The sequence below is a fragment of the Vibrio sp. AH4 genome, assembly GCF_030710545.1.
GTDB lineage: Bacteria > Pseudomonadota > Gammaproteobacteria > Enterobacterales > Vibrionaceae > Vibrio > Vibrio metoecus.
Map to the genome: position 1 here is coordinate 1,714,280 of NZ_JALAIV010000001.1, position 22,495 is coordinate 1,736,774.

Annotated in this window: 23 protein-coding genes; 13 read left to right on the top strand and 10 right to left on the bottom strand. The window is 46.6% G+C overall.

Features of this window, described 5'->3' with window-relative positions; genetic code table 11:
• Positions 1–20: 20 nt before the first annotated feature.
• Entirely contained in the window at positions 21–506 is a 486-nt protein-coding gene (smpB, locus tag MKA69_RS08075) for an SsrA-binding protein SmpB (protein ID WP_000162689.1), read from the bottom strand.
• A gap of 183 nt (positions 507–689) precedes the next feature.
• Between smpB and MKA69_RS08080 the strand changes: the two genes are divergently transcribed.
• Both MKA69_RS08080 and MKA69_RS08085 read left to right on the top strand, forming a co-directional pair.
• The gene (locus MKA69_RS08080; RefSeq protein ID WP_000815880.1) at positions 690–1,124 is read left to right on the top strand and encodes an SRPBCC family protein; all 435 of its coding nucleotides are present in this window, start codon (positions 690–692) and stop codon (positions 1,122–1,124) included.
• Positions 1,125–1,126: 2 nt separating this feature from the next.
• Entirely contained in the window at positions 1,127–1,432 is a 306-nt protein-coding gene (locus MKA69_RS08085; RefSeq protein WP_055027511.1) for an RnfH family protein, read from the top strand.
• 75 nt (positions 1,433–1,507) lie between these two features.
• Here MKA69_RS08085 and bamE read toward each other — a convergent pair whose 3' ends face one another.
• The 3 genes from bamE to nadK all read right to left on the bottom strand — a co-directional run bounded on the left by bamE (position 1,508) and on the right by nadK (position 4,704).
• Positions 1,508–1,867: an outer membrane protein assembly factor BamE gene (gene bamE, locus MKA69_RS08090; RefSeq protein ID WP_001160907.1), complete on the bottom strand. Its 360-nt coding sequence runs from the start codon at positions 1,865–1,867 to the stop codon at positions 1,508–1,510.
• A 159-nt stretch (positions 1,868–2,026) separates the two neighbouring features.
• Positions 2,027–3,691, bottom strand: coding sequence for a DNA repair protein RecN (gene recN, locus MKA69_RS08095; protein WP_305847804.1), 1,665 nt, complete (start codon positions 3,689–3,691; stop codon positions 2,027–2,029).
• 128 nt (positions 3,692–3,819) lie between these two features.
• Entirely contained in the window at positions 3,820–4,704 is an 885-nt protein-coding gene (gene nadK, locus MKA69_RS08100; RefSeq protein ID WP_095456970.1) for an NAD(+) kinase, read from the bottom strand.
• Positions 4,705–4,849: 145 nt separating this feature from the next.
• Between nadK and grpE the strand changes: the two genes are divergently transcribed.
• From grpE to dnaJ, 3 genes are all read left to right on the top strand, one after another.
• Positions 4,850–5,452, top strand: a complete 603-nt coding sequence (grpE, locus tag MKA69_RS08105; RefSeq protein WP_055043930.1) for a nucleotide exchange factor GrpE — start codon at positions 4,850–4,852, stop codon at positions 5,450–5,452.
• Positions 5,453–5,708: 256 nt separating this feature from the next.
• Positions 5,709–7,616 carry a molecular chaperone DnaK gene (dnaK, locus tag MKA69_RS08110; protein ID WP_000516151.1) on the top strand — a complete coding sequence of 636 codons (1,908 nt, stop codon included), beginning with the start codon at positions 5,709–5,711 and terminating at the stop codon, positions 7,614–7,616.
• 200 nt (positions 7,617–7,816) lie between these two features.
• Positions 7,817–8,962: a molecular chaperone DnaJ gene (gene dnaJ, locus MKA69_RS08115; protein ID WP_000043912.1), complete on the top strand. Its 1,146-nt coding sequence runs from the start codon at positions 7,817–7,819 to the stop codon at positions 8,960–8,962.
• Positions 8,963–9,063: 101 nt separating this feature from the next.
• On the opposite strand, the gene MKA69_RS08120 is transcribed toward dnaJ, so the two are convergent.
• On the bottom strand, positions 9,064–9,507 hold the full coding sequence (locus MKA69_RS08120; RefSeq protein ID WP_305847805.1) for a type IV pilin protein: 444 nt from the start codon (positions 9,505–9,507) through the stop codon (positions 9,064–9,066).
• A 96-nt stretch (positions 9,508–9,603) separates the two neighbouring features.
• Between MKA69_RS08120 and MKA69_RS08125 the strand changes: the two genes are divergently transcribed.
• The 6 genes from MKA69_RS08125 to tadA all read left to right on the top strand — a co-directional run bounded on the left by MKA69_RS08125 (position 9,604) and on the right by tadA (position 14,951).
• The gene (locus MKA69_RS08125; RefSeq protein ID WP_187374832.1) at positions 9,604–10,116 is read left to right on the top strand and encodes a Tfp pilus assembly protein FimT/FimU; all 513 of its coding nucleotides are present in this window, start codon (positions 9,604–9,606) and stop codon (positions 10,114–10,116) included.
• The gene (locus MKA69_RS08130; protein ID WP_305847806.1) at positions 10,097–10,687 is read left to right on the top strand and encodes a type II secretion system protein J; all 591 of its coding nucleotides are present in this window, start codon (positions 10,097–10,099) and stop codon (positions 10,685–10,687) included. The genes MKA69_RS08125 and MKA69_RS08130 overlap by 20 nt, the downstream gene beginning before the upstream one ends.
• The gene (locus MKA69_RS08135; RefSeq protein WP_305847807.1) at positions 10,687–11,919 is read left to right on the top strand and encodes a hypothetical protein; all 1,233 of its coding nucleotides are present in this window, start codon (positions 10,687–10,689) and stop codon (positions 11,917–11,919) included. Before MKA69_RS08130 ends, MKA69_RS08135 begins: the two co-directional genes overlap by 1 nt.
• A complete protein-coding gene (locus MKA69_RS08140; RefSeq protein ID WP_055027506.1) occupies positions 11,909–12,322 on the top strand; it encodes a prepilin-type N-terminal cleavage/methylation domain-containing protein in 414 nt (137 codons plus the stop codon). Before MKA69_RS08135 ends, MKA69_RS08140 begins: the two co-directional genes overlap by 11 nt.
• A 436-nt stretch (positions 12,323–12,758) precedes the next feature.
• Positions 12,759–14,318, top strand: a complete 1,560-nt coding sequence (locus MKA69_RS08145) for an AbgT family transporter (protein WP_055031890.1) — start codon at positions 12,759–12,761, stop codon at positions 14,316–14,318.
• 120 nt (positions 14,319–14,438) lie between these two features.
• Positions 14,439–14,951 carry a tRNA adenosine(34) deaminase TadA gene (tadA, locus tag MKA69_RS08150; RefSeq protein ID WP_095470298.1) on the top strand — a complete coding sequence of 171 codons (513 nt, stop codon included), beginning with the start codon at positions 14,439–14,441 and terminating at the stop codon, positions 14,949–14,951.
• Positions 14,952–15,000: 49 nt separating this feature from the next.
• Here the strand turns inward: tadA and MKA69_RS08155 are convergent, their stop codons facing one another.
• Positions 15,001–15,132, bottom strand: coding sequence for a hypothetical protein (locus tag MKA69_RS08155; protein WP_000946181.1), 132 nt, complete (start codon positions 15,130–15,132; stop codon positions 15,001–15,003).
• A gap of 229 nt (positions 15,133–15,361) precedes the next feature.
• Positions 15,362–16,942 carry a membrane-bound lytic murein transglycosylase MltF gene (gene mltF / locus MKA69_RS08160; protein ID WP_055029795.1) on the bottom strand — a complete coding sequence of 527 codons (1,581 nt, stop codon included), beginning with the start codon at positions 16,940–16,942 and terminating at the stop codon, positions 15,362–15,364.
• 106 nt (positions 16,943–17,048) lie between these two features.
• Between mltF and MKA69_RS08165 the strand changes: the two genes are divergently transcribed.
• Both MKA69_RS08165 and purL read left to right on the top strand, forming a co-directional pair.
• A complete protein-coding gene (locus MKA69_RS08165; protein WP_170938008.1) occupies positions 17,049–17,255 on the top strand; it encodes a hypothetical protein in 207 nt (68 codons plus the stop codon).
• Positions 17,252–21,145 carry a phosphoribosylformylglycinamidine synthase gene (gene purL / locus MKA69_RS08170; protein WP_305847808.1) on the top strand — a complete coding sequence of 1,298 codons (3,894 nt, stop codon included), beginning with the start codon at positions 17,252–17,254 and terminating at the stop codon, positions 21,143–21,145. The genes MKA69_RS08165 and purL overlap by 4 nt, the downstream gene beginning before the upstream one ends.
• A 110-nt stretch (positions 21,146–21,255) precedes the next feature.
• Here the strand turns inward: purL and MKA69_RS08175 are convergent, their stop codons facing one another.
• The 3 genes from MKA69_RS08175 to MKA69_RS08185 all read right to left on the bottom strand — a co-directional run bounded on the left by MKA69_RS08175 (position 21,256) and on the right by MKA69_RS08185 (position 22,403).
• Positions 21,256–21,447: a DUF4250 domain-containing protein gene (locus MKA69_RS08175; RefSeq protein WP_095482292.1), complete on the bottom strand. Its 192-nt coding sequence runs from the start codon at positions 21,445–21,447 to the stop codon at positions 21,256–21,258.
• Between the two features lie 5 nt (positions 21,448–21,452).
• Positions 21,453–21,656 carry a YaeP family protein gene (locus tag MKA69_RS08180; protein WP_001267016.1) on the bottom strand — a complete coding sequence of 68 codons (204 nt, stop codon included), beginning with the start codon at positions 21,654–21,656 and terminating at the stop codon, positions 21,453–21,455.
• A 102-nt stretch (positions 21,657–21,758) separates the two neighbouring features.
• Positions 21,759–22,403, bottom strand: a complete 645-nt coding sequence (locus MKA69_RS08185; protein ID WP_305847809.1) for a tellurite resistance TerB family protein — start codon at positions 22,401–22,403, stop codon at positions 21,759–21,761.
• Between the last annotated feature and the right edge of the window lie 92 nt (positions 22,404–22,495).

Genomic DNA, 22,495 nt, shown 5'->3' on the forward strand with positions numbered 1-22,495 from the left:
CATTTTTCAAGTGGTTACTATTAGCGCAATGCGCTCTTCATCACTCGATCTTTTTGGCGTTGCCACTCTTTTTCTTTCAGATCTTCACGTTTGTCGTGCAGTTTCTTACCTTTCGCAACGCCAATTTTGATTTTGACCCACGAACGAGACCAGTAGAGTGACAATGCGGTTAGTGTCATCCCTTCACGGTTGATGCGGCCAAACAGGTTGTCCAGCTCGCGGCGTGAAAGTAGCAGCTTGCGGATACGAGTAGGGTTGGCTACCACGTGAGTGGAGGCTTGCTGCAACGGAATGATGGTCATACCGGAAATGAAGGCTTCGCCATCTTTGATGTAGACGTAGCTTTCTGCAATGTTGGCTTTACCTTGGCGAAGTGATTTGACTTCCCAGCCTTGTAGCTCCATGCCAGCTTCAAATTCATCTTCGATGAAGTATTCGTGGCGAGCTTTTTTGTTCAGCGCGATAGTGTTGCTACCCGCTTTGGTATTGGTTTTCTTTTTTGTCATAGTGGGCGCATTATACGGATTGGTCAGCGGTTAGGAAACGCTTTTGTTTGCCGTAGCATACGGTTATCTGCGCGATGACTCAAGCGCTGTATTGTGTTGTTCGAGCCTGATGGCTTGAGGTGCTGGGGGGATGAAAGTACAATCCGTTTTCCCAAGCTGTTTGAGTCGTGGTAAGGAGTGAAAATGAAACAAGTGAGTCGTTCTGCCTTGGTCTCGTTTAGTGCAGAGCAGATGTTTCATTTGGTCAATGATGTGGCGCGTTATCCTGAGTTTTTGCCCGGTTGTTCGGGTTCTCGTGTGCTGGAGCAGAGTGAGGCACATATGGTGGCATCGGTGGATGTTTCAAAAGCGGGGATCAGTAAGACGTTTACCACCTCGAATCAATTGACGCCCGGGGTGTCGATTGCCATGAGCTTGGTGGATGGGCCTTTTAAAACGCTGCGCGGTGGATGGTTTTTCACTCCGTTGGATGAAGCTGCGTGTAAAGTTGAGCTGCGTTTGGAGTTTGAGTTTTCCAGCAAAATGATTGAGTTGGCGTTTGGCAAAATTTTTAATGAATTGACCAGCAATATGGTGAATGCGTTTACTCGCCGAGCAAAACAGGTGTATGGAGAGTGATGATGAGCAGTGAAATGATTCATGTTGAAGTGGTGTATGCGTTACCGCATGAGCAACGTGTACTCAAGCTGGTGGTTGAGCAATCGGCAACGGTGGAAGAGATCATCCGTACTTCAGGTATTTTGCAGATGTATCCTGAGATTGATCTGACGGTCAATAAAGTGGGCATTTTCAGCCGGAATGTGAAGTTGGATGCTAAGGTGCGAGATAAAGATCGGATTGAGATTTATCGCCCATTATTGGCGGACCCGAAAGAGATTCGCCGTAAACGTGCGGAGCAAGCCAAAGCTGCCGCTAGTCAAAGTTAATGTGACGGCTGAAGAATCAACACCAAAAAGAAAAGGCTTATGAAAGCCTTTTCTTTTTTACTCAGCAAAGTGCGCTTAGTTGACGCCTTCGAAGAAAGAATCGCCAGCAGGGAAATCTCCCGCGACATTGACTAGCTTGCCACCATCGTTAAATTTCACGATCAGGTTTTTCTGTACTGGATCGTTATGGCCTTGGGTGTGGTGATAAATGTAATACCAAGTATCTGGATAGCCATTTTCAACCAACATAGGTGAGCCGAGAACAAAGCGAACTTGATCTTTACTCATGCCAAACTTGAGCTGATCAACCGATTGTTGATCAACATAGTTACCCTGATTGATATCAATTCGATACACCAAGCGCTCAAGTAAAGAGCAGCCTGATAAGGCGGTGACGGCAAGGGGAAGGGCGATGAACCACTTAGTAAACTGCATTGTTAAAACTCTCTGTCCCTCAGGGCTAAAAACTTGGCTGATAATAAACAAGCTCAGAGCAGATGTAAAAACCTCGATCGTGCTCTGAGCCTATTGAGACTGTGAATTTTGAATTTGGTTGCAAAGCTGAACAAAAAAATCCAGTAATACGGTATGAAACTAGGCTGCGATTAATAGCTCTTTGGCATTTGCGAGTGTAGATTCAGTAATTTGACTGCCTCCAAGCAAACGTGCCAGTTCTGCAATTCTTTGTTCTTGATCCAGTTTGAGCATTTGCGTTTCAGTTTTGCCTGCTTTGGTCTGTTTGGCGACAAACAGTTGATGGTGTCCACAACCTGCGACTTGAGGTAAGTGGGTAACACACAGTACCTGAGTTGATTCACCTAATTTGCGTAATAGTTTGCCGACAACCGCTGCCGTTGGCCCTGAAATACCTACGTCGACTTCATCAAAAATCAGGCTTGGGGTATCGACTTTCTGCGCGGTGATCACTTGAATTGCCAATGACATGCGCGACAGTTCACCACCAGAAGCAACTTTGGCGATCGGTTGCAGTGGCTGTCCGGGGTTAGTCGAAACTAAAAACGTCACCGCATCAAAGCCTAATGGTGAAGAGTGCGCGTTATCTTGTAACACTTCAATTTTGAATTGAGCTTTTTCCATGCTCAGTTCATGCATACTTTGGCTTATCAGCTTATCTAGCTCTTTCGCGTAGCGAGTACGTGATTTATGCAGTTTGTCCGCAGCAGTAACGAAAGTTTGGTAGAGCACTTCCACTTCACTCGCCAGTGCTGACATTTTTTCATCAGAACAATCCAACTGAGCGATCTGCTGTAGCAGCGCTTGATGATGCTGATACAGCTCTTCTGGAAGCACATGGTGTTTACGTGCGAGCGACATCACTTTGGAATAGCGTTCTTCAACATATGACATACGTTCTGGGTCGACATCAATCGAATCGAGATAGTTGCGCAGCTCATGGTAAGTTTCTTCAAGCTGAATCAATGCTTCTGCCACCATTGAAGGGAGCGTTGTCAGTTTGCTATCCATTTCAGCTAAGTCTATTAGCGTATGACTAACATTCTGCAATAGACCCAAGGCGTTAACCTCTTCACCTTCATTGAGTAGTTCAATCGCACGTTGGCAGTTGAGTGCCAGATCGCCGCTATTGGCTAAGCGTTTGTGCTCTTGTTCAAGTTCGACAAATTCTTCTTCACCGAGAGCTAATTCATTGAGTTCTTTAATTTGGTATTCCAAAAGCTGCAACTGAGCTTGGTTCTGTTGGCTATTGTCGCGCAGTTGTTTGAGTTGATTGCTCGCTTGACGCCAATTTTGGTAGGCGTGACGCGTGGCTTTGAGCAAGTCTGCATGACCTGCGTATTGATCAAGCATACTGAGCTGATATTCCGGTTTCATGAGTTGCTGATGTGCGTGTTGGCCATGTACATTGATCAGCAGTTGTCCCAACGTCTTGAGCTGAGAGAGCGGAACAGGGCTGCCATTGATGAAAGCTTTTGAGCGCCCATCTTTGGTGATGATACGGCGCAGAATGCACTCTTTGCCTTCAAGCAGTTCATTATCTTCTAACCAACGGCTAGCAAGTAGATTGTTATCCAGATGAAATGCCGCGCTGACTTCAGTTTTATCTTCACCCTGACGCACCATGCTGGCTTCGGCTCGACCACCAAGGCATAAACCTAAAGCATCAATCGCGATGGATTTACCTGCACCAGTCTCACCTGTGATGGTGGTCATTCCTTTTGACAATTCCAATTGCAGCGATTTTACGATAGCGAAGTTATTGATACTCAAATGAGCCAGCATGTTTGCACCTGTATGATTAACCAATACTGTATAAAGAAACAGTTTATACTGTTTCTTTATACAGTAAAGCTGCACAGGTAAATTTTTTCACAGCCTTTTCTATTCATGAATGAAATCTGTGAGCGGAATCAAAACAGCTTACTTGACCAACCCAGTTTGGTACGCAGGACATGATAGTAGCTGTAATCTTCGGGATGGATCAGTTTCAGTACATTAGGGCTTTGATAAATATGAATTTCATCACCAGGGGAGACTGGGAGTGAGATTTGCCCATCGCAACTGACTTCTTGAGTGCCACGATTATCTGGTGAGACAACAAGCTTGATGCGGCGATTGCCATCGACCACCAGTGGTCGACATGAGAGCGTGTGTGGAAACATCGGCACCAAGGTGATTGCATTGAGGCTTGGCGAAAGGATTGGGCCACCACCGGAAAGTGAGTAAGCGGTAGAACCTGTTGGGGTGGAAACAATTAACCCATCGGAGCGCTGAGAGAAAGCGAAGTTATCATCGATATAGACTTCAAATTCAATCATATGCGCTATTTTACCCGGATGAAGCACGGCTTCGTTCAAGGCTGCATTATGGCTTTTGATTTGCCCGTGACGATGAATTTCCGCTTCAAGCAAAAAACGAGTCTCTTGTAGGTATTTGCCGTTGAGGACTTCTTGTAATCGAAGTTGGAAATCTTCTGGGTTTAAATCGGTCAAAAAGCCTAAATTGCCGCGATTGACCCCGATCACACTGATATCAAAGCGGGACAATACGCGAGCCGCGCCAAGCATATTGCCATCCCCTCCGACCACAATGGCTAAATCCGCTTTTTTGCCGATTTCAATCAAACTTGCAAAGTGTTCGCTTGGTAAATCAGTCAGAATTTCTCGTAAACGATCATCAATAAATACCGAATAACCTAGTGAAATCAGCCAGTGGTAAATCTCTTTATGCGTTTGAATTGCTTGTTGATCTCGCGGTTTGCCGATAATGGCAAGAACGTTGAATGGCTTTTTCATAGGGTTTCCAACCGATTTAGGCTTGAATCAGAATTCATCGTCCCCATAATAAGGGCAAGTTGTGCTTTTATGCGAATTTTTGTGTTGGGAAATCGACAACTAGGCGATTTCTCCTGACCAGTATGAAGTGAATTTTGGAGATATCATGAGCAACGAAGAGATCAAAAACAAAGACGAGCAACTGCAACAAGAAGCGGTTGAAAACGAAGCTGAAGTTGTAGGTACAGATGCCGATATCGATTGGAACCAAGCTGCGGATGAGCTTGATGAGAAAGAAGCAAAAATTGCTCAGCTAGAAGCAGCACTGCTTGTGAGCGAAGAGCGCGTAAAAGAGCAGCAAGACAATGTGCTGCGTGCGCGTGCTGAAGTCGAAAACATGCGTCGCCGTAGCGAGCAAGAAGTGGATAAAGCGCGTAAATTCGCACTTAGCCGCTTTGCTGAAGAATTGCTGCCAGTGATTGATAACCTTGAGCGTGCGATTCAAGCCGCGGATAGCGAAGTTGAAGCCATCAAACCTCTACTGGAAGGTGTGGAACTGACGCACAAAACTTTCGTAGACACCATTGCGAAGTTCGGCTTGAAAGAGATCAATCCACACGGTGAAACCTTCAATCCTGAATTCCACCAAGCGATGTCGATTCAAGAAAGCGCCGAGCATGAGCCAAACACGGTGATGTTTGTGATGCAAAAAGGCTATGAATTGAATGGTCGAGTGGTGCGCCCTGCGATGGTGATGGTTTCTAAGTAACTCATCATTGAGTCGCCAGCAAATCATGTAAAACGAAGAGCGAAGCTGATTGGCTTCGCTTTTTTATGCCCAAAACGCAATAAATCTGAATTTTTTTCACTTTTACCCTTGAAATGGTTTTTGAAGACCTTATTTAAGGGGCATACGAGAAGCAAACAAGCCCGTTTTGGTTTGTGAGTAGGGGTTGAAACCCGATTCTCCATCCCCACATTAGGGGTATACAAATCGAACATAGAATTTTTTTGGAGATAGCCTGATGGGTAAAATCATTGGTATTGACTTAGGTACTACAAACTCATGTGTTGCTGTATTGGACGGCGACAAGCCTCGCGTAATCGAAAACGCAGAGGGTGAGCGTACTACTCCTTCTGTAATTGCATATACAGACGGTGAAACTCTGGTGGGTCAACCTGCAAAACGTCAAGCAGTCACTAACCCACAAAATACGCTATTTGCAATTAAGCGTCTGATCGGTCGTCGTTTTGAAGACGAAGAAGTTCAGCGCGATATTAAAATCATGCCTTACAAAATTGTTAAGGCTGACAACGGTGATGCTTGGGTTGAAGCGAAAGGCCAAAAAATGGCGGCTCCTCAAGTGTCTGCTGAAGTTCTGAAGAAAATGAAGAAAACCGCGGAAGATTTCCTCGGTGAACCAGTTACTGCAGCGGTTATCACTGTTCCTGCTTACTTTAACGATGCTCAGCGTCAAGCAACCAAAGATGCTGGCCGTATCGCAGGTCTAGAAGTTAAACGTATCATCAACGAACCAACCGCAGCTGCTCTGGCTTATGGCCTAGACAAGCAAGGCGGCGATCGCACCATCGCGGTATACGACCTTGGCGGTGGTACATTCGATATCTCTATCATTGAGATCGATGAAGTTGAAGGCGAGAAAACCTTCGAAGTTCTGTCTACCAACGGTGACACTCACCTAGGTGGTGAAGACTTTGATAACCGTATGATCAACTACCTGGTTGACGAATTCAAAAAAGACCAAGGCATCGACCTGCGTAACGACCCGCTTGCAATGCAACGTCTGAAAGAAGCCGCTGAGAAAGCGAAAATCGAACTTTCTTCTGCGCAGCAAACAGACGTTAACCTGCCATACATCACGGCAGATGCGACCGGTCCTAAGCACATGAACATCAAAGTGACTCGTGCGAAATTGGAAGCGCTGGTTGAAGATTTGGTTCAACGTTCTCTGGAGCCACTGAAAGTTGCTCTGGCTGACGCAGGCCTGTCTGTGAACGAGATTACTGACGTTATCCTAGTCGGTGGTCAAACGCGTATGCCAATGGTTCAGAAGAAAGTAGCTGAATTCTTTGGTAAAGAGCCACGTAAAGACGTGAACCCTGATGAAGCGGTTGCGGTAGGTGCTGCGGTTCAAGGTGGTGTTCTGGCGGGTGAAGTAAAAGACGTTCTGCTGCTAGACGTAACGCCTCTGTCTTTGGGTATCGAAACCATGGGCGGTGTGATGACCAAGCTCATCGAGAAAAACACCACTATCCCAACCAAAGCGAACCAAGTGTTCTCTACGGCGGAAGATAACCAAAGCGCAGTAACTATCCATGTACTGCAAGGTGAGCGTAAGCAAGCGATGTACAACAAGTCTCTGGGTCAATTTAACCTAGAGGGTATCAATGCTGCACCACGTGGTATGCCACAAATCGAAGTAATCTTCGACTTGGATGCGGACGGTATCCTGCACGTTTCAGCGAAAGACAAACAGACTGGTAAAGAGCAGAAGATCACGATCCAAGCTTCTGGCGGTCTGAGCGATGCTGAAATCGAAAAAATGGTTCAAGAAGCTGAAGCGAACAAAGAAGCGGACAAAAAGTTCGAAGAGCTAGCAACTGCACGTAACCAAGCAGACCAGATGATCCACGCGACTCGCAAACAAATCACAGAAGCGGGCGAAGCACTGCCAGCGGATGAGAAAGCGAAGATCGAAACAGCGATCAACGAGCTAGAAACAGCGAAAAAAGGCGAAGACAAAGCGGAAATCGATGCCAAAGTGCAAGCACTGATGGCAGCGGCGCAGAAGCTGATGGAAATCGCACAGCAACAAGCTCAAGCACAAGGTGCAAACGCTGAACAGTCTTCAACAAAAGAAGATGACGTAGTTGACGCTGAGTTTGAAGAAGTTAACGACGATAAGAAGTAATTGAGCGATACCGCACGAAATAATGCGTGCGGTTTGCTGAGTTCTTATTGAACTTTGAAGCAGCGGGCGTTTGAGGTAACTCTTACGCCCGTCTGTTTGAAGCGTGTCGCTAAAGATAAAGGCAACGGGATCCCCCTTATCTATATCGATACCCACCGAGCGGCGTAGCCGTTGGCAGTAACAAATTGGTGACTGAGAACATGTCAAAACGTGATTTTTACGAAGTATTAGGCGTAGGCCGTGACGCCTCCGAGCGTGATATTAAAAAGGCATACAAACGCCTTGCGATGAAATACCACCCGGACCGCAACTCGGGAGATGCTGGTGCGGCGGAAAAGTTTAAAGAAGTCAAAGAAGCGTATGAAATTCTGACCGATGCGCAGAAGAAAGCGGCTTATGACCAATATGGTCATGCGGCGTTTGAACAAGGCGCGGGTGGTTTTGGTGGCGGCGGCTTCGGCGGTGGCGGTGCTGACTTTGGCGATATTTTTGGTGACGTGTTTGGTGACATCTTTGGTGGTGGTCGCCGTGGCGGTGGTCCAAGAGCACAACGTGGTTCCGACCTACGTTACAACATGGAACTGAGCCTTGAAGAAGCGGTTCGTGGCTGCTCGAAAGAGATTGAAGTACCGACATTAGTACACTGTGACGCTTGTGATGGCTCAGGTGCGAAAAAAGGCACCTCAGCACAAACTTGTGGAACCTGTCATGGTCATGGCCAAGTTCAGATGCGTCAGGGCTTCTTTGCTGTGCAGCAAACCTGTCCAACCTGTCATGGTAAAGGCAAGATCATCAAAGATCCTTGTAACGTCTGTCATGGCCAAGGTCGTAAGCAAAAGACCAAAACACTCAATGTGAAAATTCCAGCGGGTGTGGATACGGGCGATCGCATTCGTCTTGCCGGTGAAGGTGAAGCCGGAGAAATGGGCGCGCCAGCAGGGGATTTGTACGTACAAGTACATGTCAAAGAGCACCACATTTTCGAGCGTGATGGCAATAACTTGTATTGTGAAGTGCCAGTGAGCTTCGCGATGGCGGCTCTGGGCGGCGAAGTAGAAGTGCCAACACTCGATGGTCGCGTGAGCTTGAAAGTGCCTGCTGAAACCCAAACTGGCCGCATGTTCCGCATGCGCGGTAAAGGTGTGAAAGGCGTTCGCTCTGCAGCATTAGGCGATCTGATTGTCAAACTTGTGGTCGAAACCCCAGTCAATTTGAGTGCTCGCCAGAAAGAGCTGCTGAAAGAGTTTGAAGAGTCTTGCGGTGGCGAAGCGGCGACGAAACACAAGCCGAAAGCTGAAGGCTTCTTTAATGGTGTGAAGAAGTTTTTTGATGACCTAACCAGTTAATCAAGATTCAATGAGTCACTATCGAAAAGACCAGCTTGCTGGTCTTTTCTTATTTCGGTAAATCATTCAATAATGATTTATTACTTTGATATTCGGATTGGTCATTTCCAACACGCACTTGGTGATGTCACTCCTTTCTCATTCAACGTGAGAGAGGTGTAGGTGCTACCGCCGCATTGATCACTATTTTGTCCTTTACTGGATTGCGGAGTGGCTGTAATCGCATAGCTAGTGGCTGCGGTTTCGACCACAATCTTGTAACGATCACTGTCTACGCTACAAAAAGAATTACATACCTTTTGAGCATCGACGATACCTGTAGCCGTATAGCCGTTGTTGTACTTTTCTTCTAAATAGAGCTGAATTTTGGCCATATCAGCCATCGCCTGTTTACGATGACCTTCTTTGACATAGTTGGTATAGGCTGGGTAAGCGATGCTCGCTAAAATTCCCACGATCACGACCGCGATCATTAATTCGATCAATGTCATACCTTGTTGCTGACTCACACTTGGCTTGCAGAAAATTTTTCGAATCATTTCCATTACTTCTCTTTATAAAACAACGCCATTTTTGATAGCTGTTAGCATCTATGCAAGTTGATTCACCATCCTCTCACAGTTTGCAAAGGATTTTGGGAAATGCATCGCGGCTTTACTTTGCTGGAGCTTTTGATCACCGTTGCGGTATTAACCACAATGTTGCTTTTTGCTGCCCCCAATTTCTCAAAGGTGAGCCAGCAAACGAAGATGACCAATTTAGCCAATGAATTACAGGGATTCCTCATTCAAGCTAAATCTGAAGCTGTTTTTCGAAATCAGGACTTATGGGTGCATATTCAAGGATTGCCTTCTATAACGGGTCAATGGCAACTGGTGCTATCCAGCGTATCGGATGTGGCAGCGATCGATGCAAGTAATACGGTTGCTCTGTTGCAAGGTCAGCGATATCAAAATGTATTTGTATCGAAGACCAATACACTAACAGAGGTCAAATTTGATCATGTAATGGGCAATCCTCAGGAAGCGGGTAGCCTTTTTATTAAACCGTCGGAACCTGCTGCAGATTCAATCAAAGTGACTGTGCACAATCGGGCTGGGCGAATCAAAGTTTGCACCGAAAATGAGGCAAAATATGGCTTTGAAAAGTGCTAACCAGCAAGGTAATACGCTGATTGAATTTATGGTTGCCGCTTTGGTGGGGGCGATGGCTTTAGCTATTGTCGGGACTGTCTTTTTGTCTAACCAAAAAGCGGCAGCGCAACGCAGTAAAGAAATTATGCTGCTTCAGCAAGTCAGCAGCGTTATGCAGCAGATGAAAGAGGATATCCAGCGTGCTGGTTTTGACGATGTGGGTAATCAATCTATGCGGCTATCTGGTGCTGTCGGTGTGATCTATCGAGCATCGAATAAAATTGGTTATGTTTATCGAAAATCATCCACCAAGGTGAGCAATACGGTCTATCAATTAAATAATGACATGTTGGAGTACTGCCAAAAGGATTCCGCCTCACCACTCAGCGTTGTCTCTGCTGCGACAGGATGTTTTGATTTATTTGACCCGAAACAAATCAAAATTGATCAATTTGAAATTTCAGAAACGCCTTTATCTGGTCAATCAGTCAATAGTTCGTTAATGACGATTTCTATTATGGCGAAATTAAAAGATACCCCTAATATCTCTCATGCTATTTCATTACAGATTCAGCAAAGGAATTGGCAATAATGATTCAATATCAAAAAGGTGTCGCGACTTTACTGATTACCGCTATTTTGCTTTCAATCGCATTGGTTGTGACGCTCGGTTCGTATAAAAATCTTTTTTATCAGATTAAACGTGCACAAAATGAAGTAAAAGCTAGGCAAGAGCACTGGCTCGCAGAGGGTGGGCTAGAGTGTGGTTATTCACAGTTTTTATTTTACAATGGGCTCCCAGGTACGATTACTGATTGTGGTAGTGGCTTAGGTGTTATACCTCAATTTAGTTTAATCAGTTCAGGGTATAAAGTGACTTCCCACTATGGTTATTCTTCATTAGTTAAAGATATTCTCATCTCAGGGAATATGGCTCATGGTGCAATTCAATCAGCTTCTGATATTTATGTTCGAGGGAGTGTTAATATTATTCCAGACCCTGGTGTTTTTAATTCAGATGGGTGGGAATGTATTGCGCTACGCTATAAGAATATTTTTGATGCATCTGGTGCTATACAAAATGATGGAGTCTTAATTCCTAACAAACCGCCCTATACTGGATTCTTAAATCCAACGGGGAAGGATTGTCAAACCACACACAAATCCAGTGCGTCAGGAACTCTGCCCATCGGTAGTGATTTTGTTAAGCAACCAGAAATGAGCTTATTTGAAGAGTTCTTTGATGTCAGTGAGGAGCAGCATGAAAAAATAAAGAACAATCCAAAGTTCACGCAAATTCTTGCTCCAGAAAATACGAATGGTCAACCTAATATTGTTCCTGATTGCGGACAGAAAATATTGGAACAAATAGAAAATAAACATTATTACCTATGGATTGAAGGGGGGTGTGAACTTAATGCTGTTTATACGCAAAAGGTTTCTGAAGCTTCTCATAAAACACCTGGTGTATTGATTTTGGTTCATGAAGGGATTTTTTCCGTTATGGGTAATGGAGAGTTAAAAGGAGTGTTGTTTCATTTCAATAAGGACTATGTTCCATCAACACAGCACTGGGCCTCTTTTGAAGCGAATACATATTTAAATCACAATCCAAGTGTCATACCAGACTCATTCAGAACGATTGCCTCTTATTATCAACACGGTTCATTTACTGTGACTGGTGGGCAGTTTCTTGATAGCTCGGGCCAGGCAGCGGCATTTAATAACTCCTTAGTATTTAATTTTAATAAAGATGTGATCGATCATATTGCGAGTAATTTTGTAAAGCCGCGCTGGAAAGAAGGAAGCTGGAATGCGCAATAAGCAACGTGGCTTTAGCTTGATCGAAGTGATGATCTCATTTGTGTTGATTGGTATTGGTGCGCTTGGTTTAGTGAAATTACAAGCTTATATCGAGCAACGCGCTGATTACGCGATGCACAGTATTGAAGCGCTAAATCTTGCTGAGCAAAAATTGGAATGGTTTCGTACGCGTGGAGCCTCTTCTGCGGTACCGTCGACGTCTGTGGCAAATTTTGATAGCAGTATTGTTTCAGGGAATGATGCCTCACATCCCTTGTATGTTTTATCTTGGGCGGTTCCTGCTGCGACAGTTTCTGGTTCGCTCAAAACAGTGACCATCGAAGCGGTATGGCATGATCGTCAGGGGGCCGTGCAATCGGTCACGTTGAAAACGATGATTTCTAAATACAGCGAGTTTGATTAGTCTGCCGTTTTGTTTTCTTTTATAAAATACCCCTCAATTCTCTTTACTCTAGACTCCGTGTGATTTCATGAAGTTCACGACCGTGAAACGTTAGCGTCCATTGGCTAGCCATCTCATCATGTTGGCCTCTTTACAGGTTTTGTGATGATTTAAGTAATCTGAGATTTTGCAAATTGGTTTCAATTTTGTATGTGTTGTCTTTTTGATTGTGTTTCGACTATGTGTCTTTGGTTTGCCATTTTTGCAAAATATGTCTCTAAATATGTAAAAAGAGAACGAACTCTGTGCTTTGGTTAGGCCGTTTCTATACAATGCCTATTGAAAAATTTCCGTTTCATTGTGACCTGTTTCAAAGGGGCACACGGATATCTGAAACGGATACAGAAGGCCAATTTAATAAGGCCTCACGCAGCAACATCACATTATGGAATTTACTATGAGTAACCAAGCTATCAATCAAGCGCCATCCGCGAAGCCAAGTGGGATGGATCGCTTTTTAAACTTCATTGAGCGAGCAGGAAATAAAATCCCCGATCCTGCCATTCTCTTCTTTTGGGCACTGGTCATCGTTTGGGTTTCCTCTGCTCTACTCTCCAATTTAAGTTTTGACTTAATTAACCCGCGTACAGGTCAGGCTTTAGAGATCAAAAACCTACTCACTGGCGAATCACTGGCTCATTTTCTGGCCAATATGGTGACTACATTTACCAGTTTTGCGCCACTGGGTATCGTTCTTGTGGCTATGCTCGGGGTGGGCGTGGCAGATTCTTCAGGCTTTATTACTACAGGCCTGAAAAAAATGCTTAATGTCACGCCTGTGAAATTGTTAACGCCAATGCTTATTTTGGTGGCGATTGTTTCACATACCGCGGCAGATGCGGGTTATGTGCTGGTGATTCCACTAGGCGGTATTATTTTCCATGCTGCAGGTCGTCATCCGTTGGCCGGTATTGCAGCGGCATTTGCTGGTGTATCTGGCGGCTTTTCGGCGAACTTTATTCCGTCTGGTATTGATCCTCTGCTAGCTGGTTTTACTCAAACGGCAGCGCAAGTGTTGGATCAGTCATACCAAGTTAACCCGTTAGCCAATATTTATTTCACCGGTCTTTCCTCAATCATCATTGTGGCGATTGGCTGGTACGTGACGGACAAAGTGATTGAACCACGCTTGGCGGCGACGAAAGTGGATGAAGATGCGGAATCCGCACCTGATCTGGGGTCGTTCACTGCGATTGAATCAACTGCCTTCCGTTATGCCGGCTGGGCAATGGTGGTGGGTATTGCACTATTGGTGGCGGCGGTATGGCCAGAAAACTCAGCTTTGCGCTCTCCTGAAGGTGAGATCACCGCCTTTACTGCGCCGATCATGAAGTCGATTGTGCCACTGATCTTTATCCTGTTTATCATTCCGGGTATCGTCTACGGCCGTGTTGCGGGAACCTTTAAGAACAGCAACGATGTCATCAAGGCTATGTCTGGCACTATGTCGACGATGGGCGCTTATATCGTCATGTCATTCTTCTGTGCTCAGTTCCTTTCGGCATTCGGCCAATCCAACATTGGTACAATGTTGGCACTGTATGGTGCAGAAGGTCTGAAAGCGATGAACTTACCGGGACAAGCCACGATTGTGGGGATGATTCTGCTGACGGCTATGGTTAACCTGCTTGTGGGTTCAGCATCAGCAAAATGGGCGTTGATTGGTCCTATTCTTGTGCCAATGTTGATGGCGGTAGGGATTTCACCTGAGCTTTCTCAAGCGGCGTACCGTGTTGGTGATTCAGTGTCTAACATCATTTCTCCACTGATGGTGTTCTTCCCTCTGGTGGTGGTGTATTGCCAACGCTATGTGAAAGCAACGGGCATCGGTACTTTGGCTTCGATGATGATGCCTTACTCGATTGCGATGTTGATTGGCTGGTCAATCTTCTTGCTAGCGTATTGGGCGGTGGGTATTCCATTGGGGATCCAAGCGCCTTATACCTATAGCATGTAATTTTTACCTAATCATGCGTTGTAAGCCCACTCAAGCGAGTGGGCTTTTTCTTGGGCTGGCTTTCGTTTTTGCTACGATCTCCGTTAGAATCACGTTTTTAATGCTCGTAGGAGTGTGGTTTTGCCCGAATCTCAGTTTTCTCCTCAAGATGAACAATTTATGCGTCGAGCCATCACGCTAGCGGCGCAAGCAGAAGCGCAGGGAGAAGTCCCTGTCGGTGCCGTATTAGTCCGCGATGGTAAAATCATTGCCGAAGGTTGGAATTGCTCTATTACTCATCATGATGCAACAGCACATGCAGAGATTGAAGTGATTCGTAAAGCTGGGAATGTGCTTAACAACTATCGTCTGCTCGATACTACGTTATACGTCACGTTAGAACCTTGCCCTATGTGTGCAGGGGCGTTGCTGCATAGCCGAGTGAAACGAATTGTGTACGGTGCGCCAGATCTGAAAGCGGGAGCCGCAGGAACGGTGATGGATTTGTTTAGTAGTCAGGCGGCTTATCATTATGCCACGGTAGAAAAAGGGCTATTAGAAGAAGAGTGTCGTACTCAGCTCCAAGCATTTTTCCAACGACGTCGGAAAGAGATCAAAGCGAAGCGGGATGCAGAAAGAAAAGAAGAGAAGTGAATCTTTGGCAAACATCTGCAACGATGTTTGCCATTCGAGGTGTAACGAGTTAGTTTATTTGCTGTACGAAAGCGCGATGACGAGCCAACACTTTTTTCTTACTGTTGGCCAACATACGGCGACGACGATTGGCAGATACGGTTTTGTTCAGGAGTTTTGATTGACGTTTACGTCTCAACATAAAACACCCTCCTACGACTGACTGACATAAAACCCCTGCTCGTGAGAGTCAGGGAGCCCTAATATTGACCTATTATTTTGTTGAAATGACCACTCAGCCGTTTCAAGAACTCTAAGTCTATTGAATTTATCGCTTTATTATTGCGTTTGAATGTTACCTGTTTTTGACGACAGGAAAGCGATGTCGTTCACAGATTGATTTACGTGTTTTCTTCTCAAAAATCAAGTGGCTATTTTTTATTCTCATCTAATGGTGTGCTACTCGGGTCAGTATTGTCTGTGGCGTCTGACTCCAGTTGTACATCATCAGATTCAATGTCTTCAGTACCAACCTCATCGGTCAGCGCCTCCTCATCGAGAGCAATTACCGCAAGATCTTCAATGTTGTCATCTCCCGTCATGAGCTGACGTTGCTCAAGATGACCGATAATACTTTGATAATAGCGACGGATGTTTTCAACATAGTTACGTGCTTCATCACCACGCGCGTAGCCATAACGAGTTTGAGTAAAGTATTTCTTCTGTTGTAGCTGGGGAAGGCGGTCTTTTACATCCGCCCAAGAATCGGGGTCTGCGCCTTGATTTTTGGTTAAGCGACGCGCATCCATCATATGCCCATAACCAATATTGTAAGAGGCCAAGGCGAACCAGATCTTTTCATGCTCAGGGATAGAAGCGGGAACGCGTTCCATCATACGGCGTAAATACTCGACGCCCCCGCGGATCGATTGTTCCGGATGCAGACGATCAACCACGCCGACGCTACGGGCAGTCGGAAGGGTCAGCATCATCAAGCCCCGCACCCCGGTGGGTGATTTTGCATAAGGGTTCCAGTGTGATTCTTGGTAAGCCAATGCCGCGACTAAGCGCCAATCAAATTCCGCCGAATACTTCTGGAAAAGGGGCGTCCATTTAGGTAACCGAGTGTCTAAGGCACGAATAAATGCGCGGGTATCGACATAGTCAAAGGCACCAATATGGCCGATGTATTTTTCTTCCAATGAAGCCAAATAGCCCGATTGTTTGAGATTACCAAAGAACTCAATCATTAAAGCGTACAAACTTTCATCGTCGGCACGACGTGTAAACCATGAAATGGGTTGGTCTTCGGTCAGTTCAAAGGCGGCAGTCAGTTCTGGGTAGACACGTTGAGAAAGCGACACTTCAACAGAGTCGGCCATAGTAAACAGTAACTCACCTTGTGAGACCTTTTTCAGTAAGTCATTTACATCGGAATTGCTATCGACATGAAATTGAAAGTCTGGGTATTTTTGCTGTTTAGCCTGCAAGGTATGTTCAAAATGGGAATCATCTACCACGCTGAAAAAGGCCAATTCAGGATTATCTTTTAAAAGTTCTTGCTGCTTTTCGACCAACTGTTTGAAGTTGCGTGGACGCCAGCCTCCTTTCTTGTAGACCACCTGTTGTGAAACATAATAATAAGCTGGACCTGCACGGAAATCTTTGAGTCGATCTTCCGATTGGCTTAAGCCTGCGGCAATGATGTCCACCTCTCCATTTTTTAGGGCTGGGAATAGGCTAGAAAGGCGATATGCCGGCTTCATTTCCAATTTCACGCCAAGCTCTTTAGCAAATTCGCGGGCTAATTCGTAATCTAATCCTGTTGGGCCATCTGGGCCGATGTAGTAGGAGAGGGGATTATTGAGAGTGCCTACACGTAAAACCCCACGTTCACGGATTTTTTCCAACTCGCTTTTGGGCTCAGAGTCGATTTGGCAACCGACTAAGATAAGGCTCAATAGGCCTAGCCAAAGTGCGCGAACGGGGAATTTATATGCAAAAGGAGTCATCAATTTGGGTTTTCTCTCATCAAGACAGATGCCTTTATATCAAAGGCGCTGGTTTTGGCAAAGTCCTCACTGATTAAGCTGTCATTTTGCTCGAAGATTTGTGCAAATGGGTCGTAACTCAAAATTAACGAAAAAAATGACGCAAACGGTTGCTTTTGGTGTTACGTCACAAAAAGAAATCCTCTATAATGCGCAGCCATCAGTAGAGGTGAAATCGGCATACATTCAACAAATAGAGTTTAATGTTCTGTATTTCAAAGAGTTTATGCCAATTACACCTCAATCAATTGGACATAGAGACCTAAGCACATGAGAATTTTGCGTGGCTCCCCAGCTCTTTCAGAGTTTCGTGTTAACAAGCTCCTCACCGCGTGTCGTGAACAACACCTCCCAGTGACAGGCATTTACGCCGAGTTTATGCACTTTGCCGATCTCAAGGCAGAGCTCAATCCGCAAGAGTTGGAAAAGCTCGAAAAACTGCTCACTTACGGTCCAACCATTCAAGAACATGAACCACAAGGTTTACTGTTATTAGTGACCCCGCGTCCCGGAACCATTTCTCCTTGGTCTTCAAAAGCAACGGATATTGCCCATAACTGTGGCCTGCGTGGCATCAAGCGCCTTGAGCGCGGTACGGCTTATTATGTTGAAGCAGAAACGGCGCTGACCGCCGCACAAATCGCAACACTTAAGGCGCTGCTGCACGATCGTATGATGGAAGTGGTGTTCGCAGAACTCACCGATGCACAGCAACTGTTTAGCGTAGCAGAGCCTGCGCCGATGACTCAGGTTGATGTGTTGGCGGGGGGGCGTCGTGCGCTTGAAGAGGCAAACGTTTCCCTAGGTCTGGCATTGGCTGAAGATGAAATTGACTACCTAGTTGAGAGCTTCACCAAACTGGGTCGCAATCCTAACGACATTGAACTCATGATGTTTGCACAAGCCAACTCTGAGCATTGCCGTCACAAAATCTTCAATGCAGATTGGACGATTGATGGGATTAAACAAGACAAATCGCTGTTCAAAATGATCAAAAACACCTTTGAACAGACGCCGGATTATGTGCTTTCCGCTTATAAAGATAATGCCGCGGTAATGACCGGCTCGACGGTTGGCCGTTTTTTCCCAGATCCAGATAGCCGTCAATACACCTATCACCATGAAGATGCGCACATTTTGATGAAGGTGGAAACCCACAACCACCCAACGGCAATTTCTCCTTGGCCGGGCGCATCGACAGGTTCTGGTGGTGAAATCCGTGATGAAGGCGCAACGGGTATTGGCGGTAAGCCAAAAGCGGGTTTGGTGGGCTTTACTACTTCGAACTTGCGTATTCCCGGTTTTGAACAGCCATGGGAAAGTAATTTTGGTAAGCCAAGCCGCATCGTCAATGCGTTGGATATTATGCTAGAAGGCCCACTGGGCGGCGCTGCGTTCAACAACGAATTTGGTCGTCCGAACCTGCTAGGTTATTTCCGCACTTATGAAGAAAAAGTGGCTTCACATGCGGGTGAAGAGGTACGTGGCTACCATAAACCGATCATGATCGCTGGCGGTATGGGTAACATCCGTGCTGAGCATATTCAGAAGAAAGAGATCCCGGTTGGTGCCAAACTGATCGTGCTCGGTGGCCCTGCGATGAACATCGGTCTGGGCGGTGGTGCGGCCTCTTCCATGGCTTCAGGTCAGTCTGCTGAAGATCTGGATTTTGCTTCCGTGCAGCGTGAAAACCCAGAGATGGAGCGCCGCTGTCAGGAAGTGATCGACCGTTGCTGGCAGCTCGGCGACAAAAACCCGATCGCCTTTATCCATGATGTGGGCGCGGGCGGTATCTCTAACGCGCTGCCTGAGCTAGTCAATGACGGTGATCGCGGTGGTAAATTCCAACTGCGCAATGTGCCGAATGATGAACCGGGCATGAGCCCACTGGAAATCTGGTGTAACGAATCGCAAGAGCGTTATGTGCTGGCGGTTGCAGTGGAAGATATGCCGCTGTTTGATGCCATCTGTCAGCGTGAGCGCGCGCCTTATGCTGTAGTGGGTGAAGCGACCGAAGAGCGCCATTTGACGCTGGAAGACAGCCACTTCGCTAACACGCCAATCGATATGCCAATGGATATTCTGCTGGGTAAGCCGCCGAAAATGCATCGTGAAGCGAGCACACTGAAAGTTTCAAGCCCAGCGCTAGAGCGTTCTGGTATTGAGCTTAATGAAGCCGTGGATCGTGTACTGCGTTTACCTGCGGTGGCAGAAAAAACTTTCTTGATCACCATCGGTGACCGTTCAGTCACGGGCTTAGTCGCGCGGGATCAAATGGTCGGTCCATGGCAAGTACCAGTGGCTAACTGCGCGGTAACGGCCGCGAGTTTTGATTCTTACCACGGCGAAGCCATGTCGATGGGTGAGCGTACCCCAGTTGCGCTGCTAGACTTCGGTGCCTCTGCACGTTTAGCGGTCGGTGAAGCTATTACCAACATAGCCGCAACCGATATTGGCGAGCTGAAACGCATCAAACTTTCGGCGAACTGGATGTCTCCAGCGGGCCATCCGGGTGAAGATGCCGGTCTGTATGAAGCGGTGAAAGCGGTCGGTGAAGAGCTTTGTCCAGCACTGGGTATCACTATCCCAGTGGGTAAAGACTCGATGTCGATGAAAACCAAATGGCAGGAAAATGGCGAGCAAAAAGAAGTGATTTCGCCGCTGTCACTCATCATCACTGCTTTCGCACGTGTGGAAGACATTCGCAAGACCGTGACCCCACAATTGCGTACTGACCTTGGCGAGACAAGCTTAATCTTGATTGATTTGGGTAATGGTCAAAATCGTCTTGGCGCAACCGCATTGGCGCAAGTGTACAAACAGTTGGGTGATAAGCCGGCTGACGTGGATAACGCGTTGCAGCTCAAAGGCTTCTTTGCTGCAGTGCAAACTCTTGTGCGTAACGACAAGCTGGTAGCTTATCACGACAAAGGCGACGGCGGTTTATTGGTGACGTTGGCAGAAATGGCTTTCGCAGGTCATTGCGGTATCAAAGCCAATATTGAAACCTTGGGTGATGATGCATTGGCGGGACTGTTCAATGAAGAGCTTGGCGCTGTGGTTCAGGTGAAAAATGATGAGCTGAATGCTGTTCTGGCAACGCTTGCCGCCCATGGCTTAGAAGCGTGTGCTCACGTGATTGGTGAAGTAGAAGCGTCGGATCGCTTGCTGATCACTTGTGGTGAGGAAGTCTTGATTGAGCGCTCTCGTACTGAACTGCGCACCATCTGGGCGGAAATGACCCATAAGATGCAAGCGCTGCGTGATAACTCGGCGTGTGCCGATCAAGAGTTTGCGGCCAAACAAGATAACCGCGACCCGGGCTTGAATGCGAAGTTAACCTACGATGTGCAAGCCGACGTTGCTGCGCCGTACATCGCTAAGGGTGCGCGTCCGAAAATGGCGATTTTGCGTGAGCAAGGCGTCAACTCACACGTTGAGATGGCGGCAGCGTTTGACCGCGCTGGTTTTGATGCGGTTGATGTGCATATGAGCGACATTCTGACTGGGCAAACCGTGCTCGATGCTTACCAAGGTCTGGTGGCTTGTGGTGGCTTCTCTTACGGTGACGTACTGGGTGCGGGTGAAGGTTGGGCGAAATCGATTCTGTTTAACGCCCAAGCGCGTGAGCAGTTTGAGCAGTTCTTCCAACGTAAAGATACCTTCTCACTTGGGGTGTGTAACGGCTGTCAAATGCTGTCTAACCTGCGTGATTTGATCCCGGGCGCAGAGCTTTGGCCACGTTTTGTGCGTAACGAATCGGATCGTTTTGAAGCGCGCTTTAGCTTAGTCGAAGTGCAAAAATCGCCATCGCTGTTCTTTAGCGAGATGGCGGGTTCAAGAATGCCGATTGCGGTTTCTCATGGTGAAGGTCGTGTGGAAGTGCGTGATGCTCAGCATCTGGCGGCAATTGAGCAATCTGGCACCGTAGCGATTCGTTTCGTGGATAACTTTGGTCAGCCAACCCAAGCTTATCCAAGCAACCCGAACGGCTCACCGAATGCGATTACCGGTTTAACCACTCAAGATGGTCGTGTGACGATTATGATGCCGCACCCTGAGCGTGTGTTCCGTACTGTAGCGAACTCGTGGCACCCAGATAACTGGGGTGAGAATGGCGCTTGGATGCGTATGTTCCAAAATGCCCGTAAATACCTTGGTTAAGTAGGTACCTTAAACTTAAGGACAAACAAAAAGCGCTGAGAGAAATCTCGGCGCTTTTTTCGTTTTGTCAGCCCCGATTTGATAAAGGGCGCTTTGCGATAACCGTTGGCTTAGCGGAATTGGCCGACTTGCGGTAAAAATTCAAAACCAGCGCTCGCTAGCTTAGCTTCTAACGCGCTGCGATCCATATCGAAATAGTTAACCAATTTATCCAAATCGCCACCAAAGTCGTCACGCAGTTTCATGTTAATGATGCTCATCAGCATGATCGGATCCATAGTGGCAAAATTCGCGAGATTCATGGTGATTAATCCTCAAAATCGGAAATCAGTAAATTCGCCGCCGCAAACGCCGCTTTTTCTCGTGCTGCCAGTGGTAGGGCGGTATCAGCCGCAATCTCGTTTAATGCACGTACAGCGCAGCTGATGGCTTGCGGAATATAGCCTTGATCACCACTACCAATTTGCGCGTAAAGCTCGCGTACCAATTCACAACAGTCGTAAACTCGCATGGGTTCGTCCTCAAATGATAACTGCTCTCAATATACCCTGAGAGCAGAAAAATACCAAACCTACAGCTTGCGTTGGCTCAAGGAATCCGTATGAATGACTAATTACTGACCAGTAACTTGTAAGTTCAGTTGCGCGACCAATTGATCATCCAAGCCGAGCTGTTTAGCCAGTTCGTTGAGATAGGCTTTTTCCATAAAGTTCTGTTCATCCGCAATCAATAATGAAGCCAAATAAAGCTCAGAGGCTTGAGCCGGATTTTGCGCAAAGCGAGCAATTTCAGCAGGATCCAGCGGCTTACGCAGTTCTTGTTCCACCAATTGTTGTACTTGGTTATCTGCGCCTAGCTCTTCAATCGCTTGTTGGATTCGCGCCATCTCTTGCTCATCCACATGCCCATCGGCTTTCGCGGCGGCAATCATGGCTTTTAAAATGATCAGCTCATGGCGAGGATTGCTTTCATCAAAAGGGGTTGGTGCGGTATTGCCTTTTTGATTGGCATTCCAATCGTTGTAGACCTTGTAGGCGAGCGCACCGAGCGCCGCCGCTCCACCAACTTTTAAAGCGCTTTTGCCCCATTTTTTGCTTTTTTTAGAGCCAAGTAACATACCAAGCAGACCGCCACCTAAAGCTCCAGCTCCTAGCGTGCTGAGTTGGTTTTTATCTTGGCTTAAGGTTTTCAACTGCTCGCTGCCTTTTTTGACAAGGTCTGAGCTCAGTGCTTGGTTGAGTAATGATTTAAGATCCATGGCTTATCTCCTCTGGTTTTGACTCAGTGTAGGGGGAGAAAAATGAATCCAGTATTAATGGCAGGCAATAAAAAGGCTGCCAGAAGGCAGCC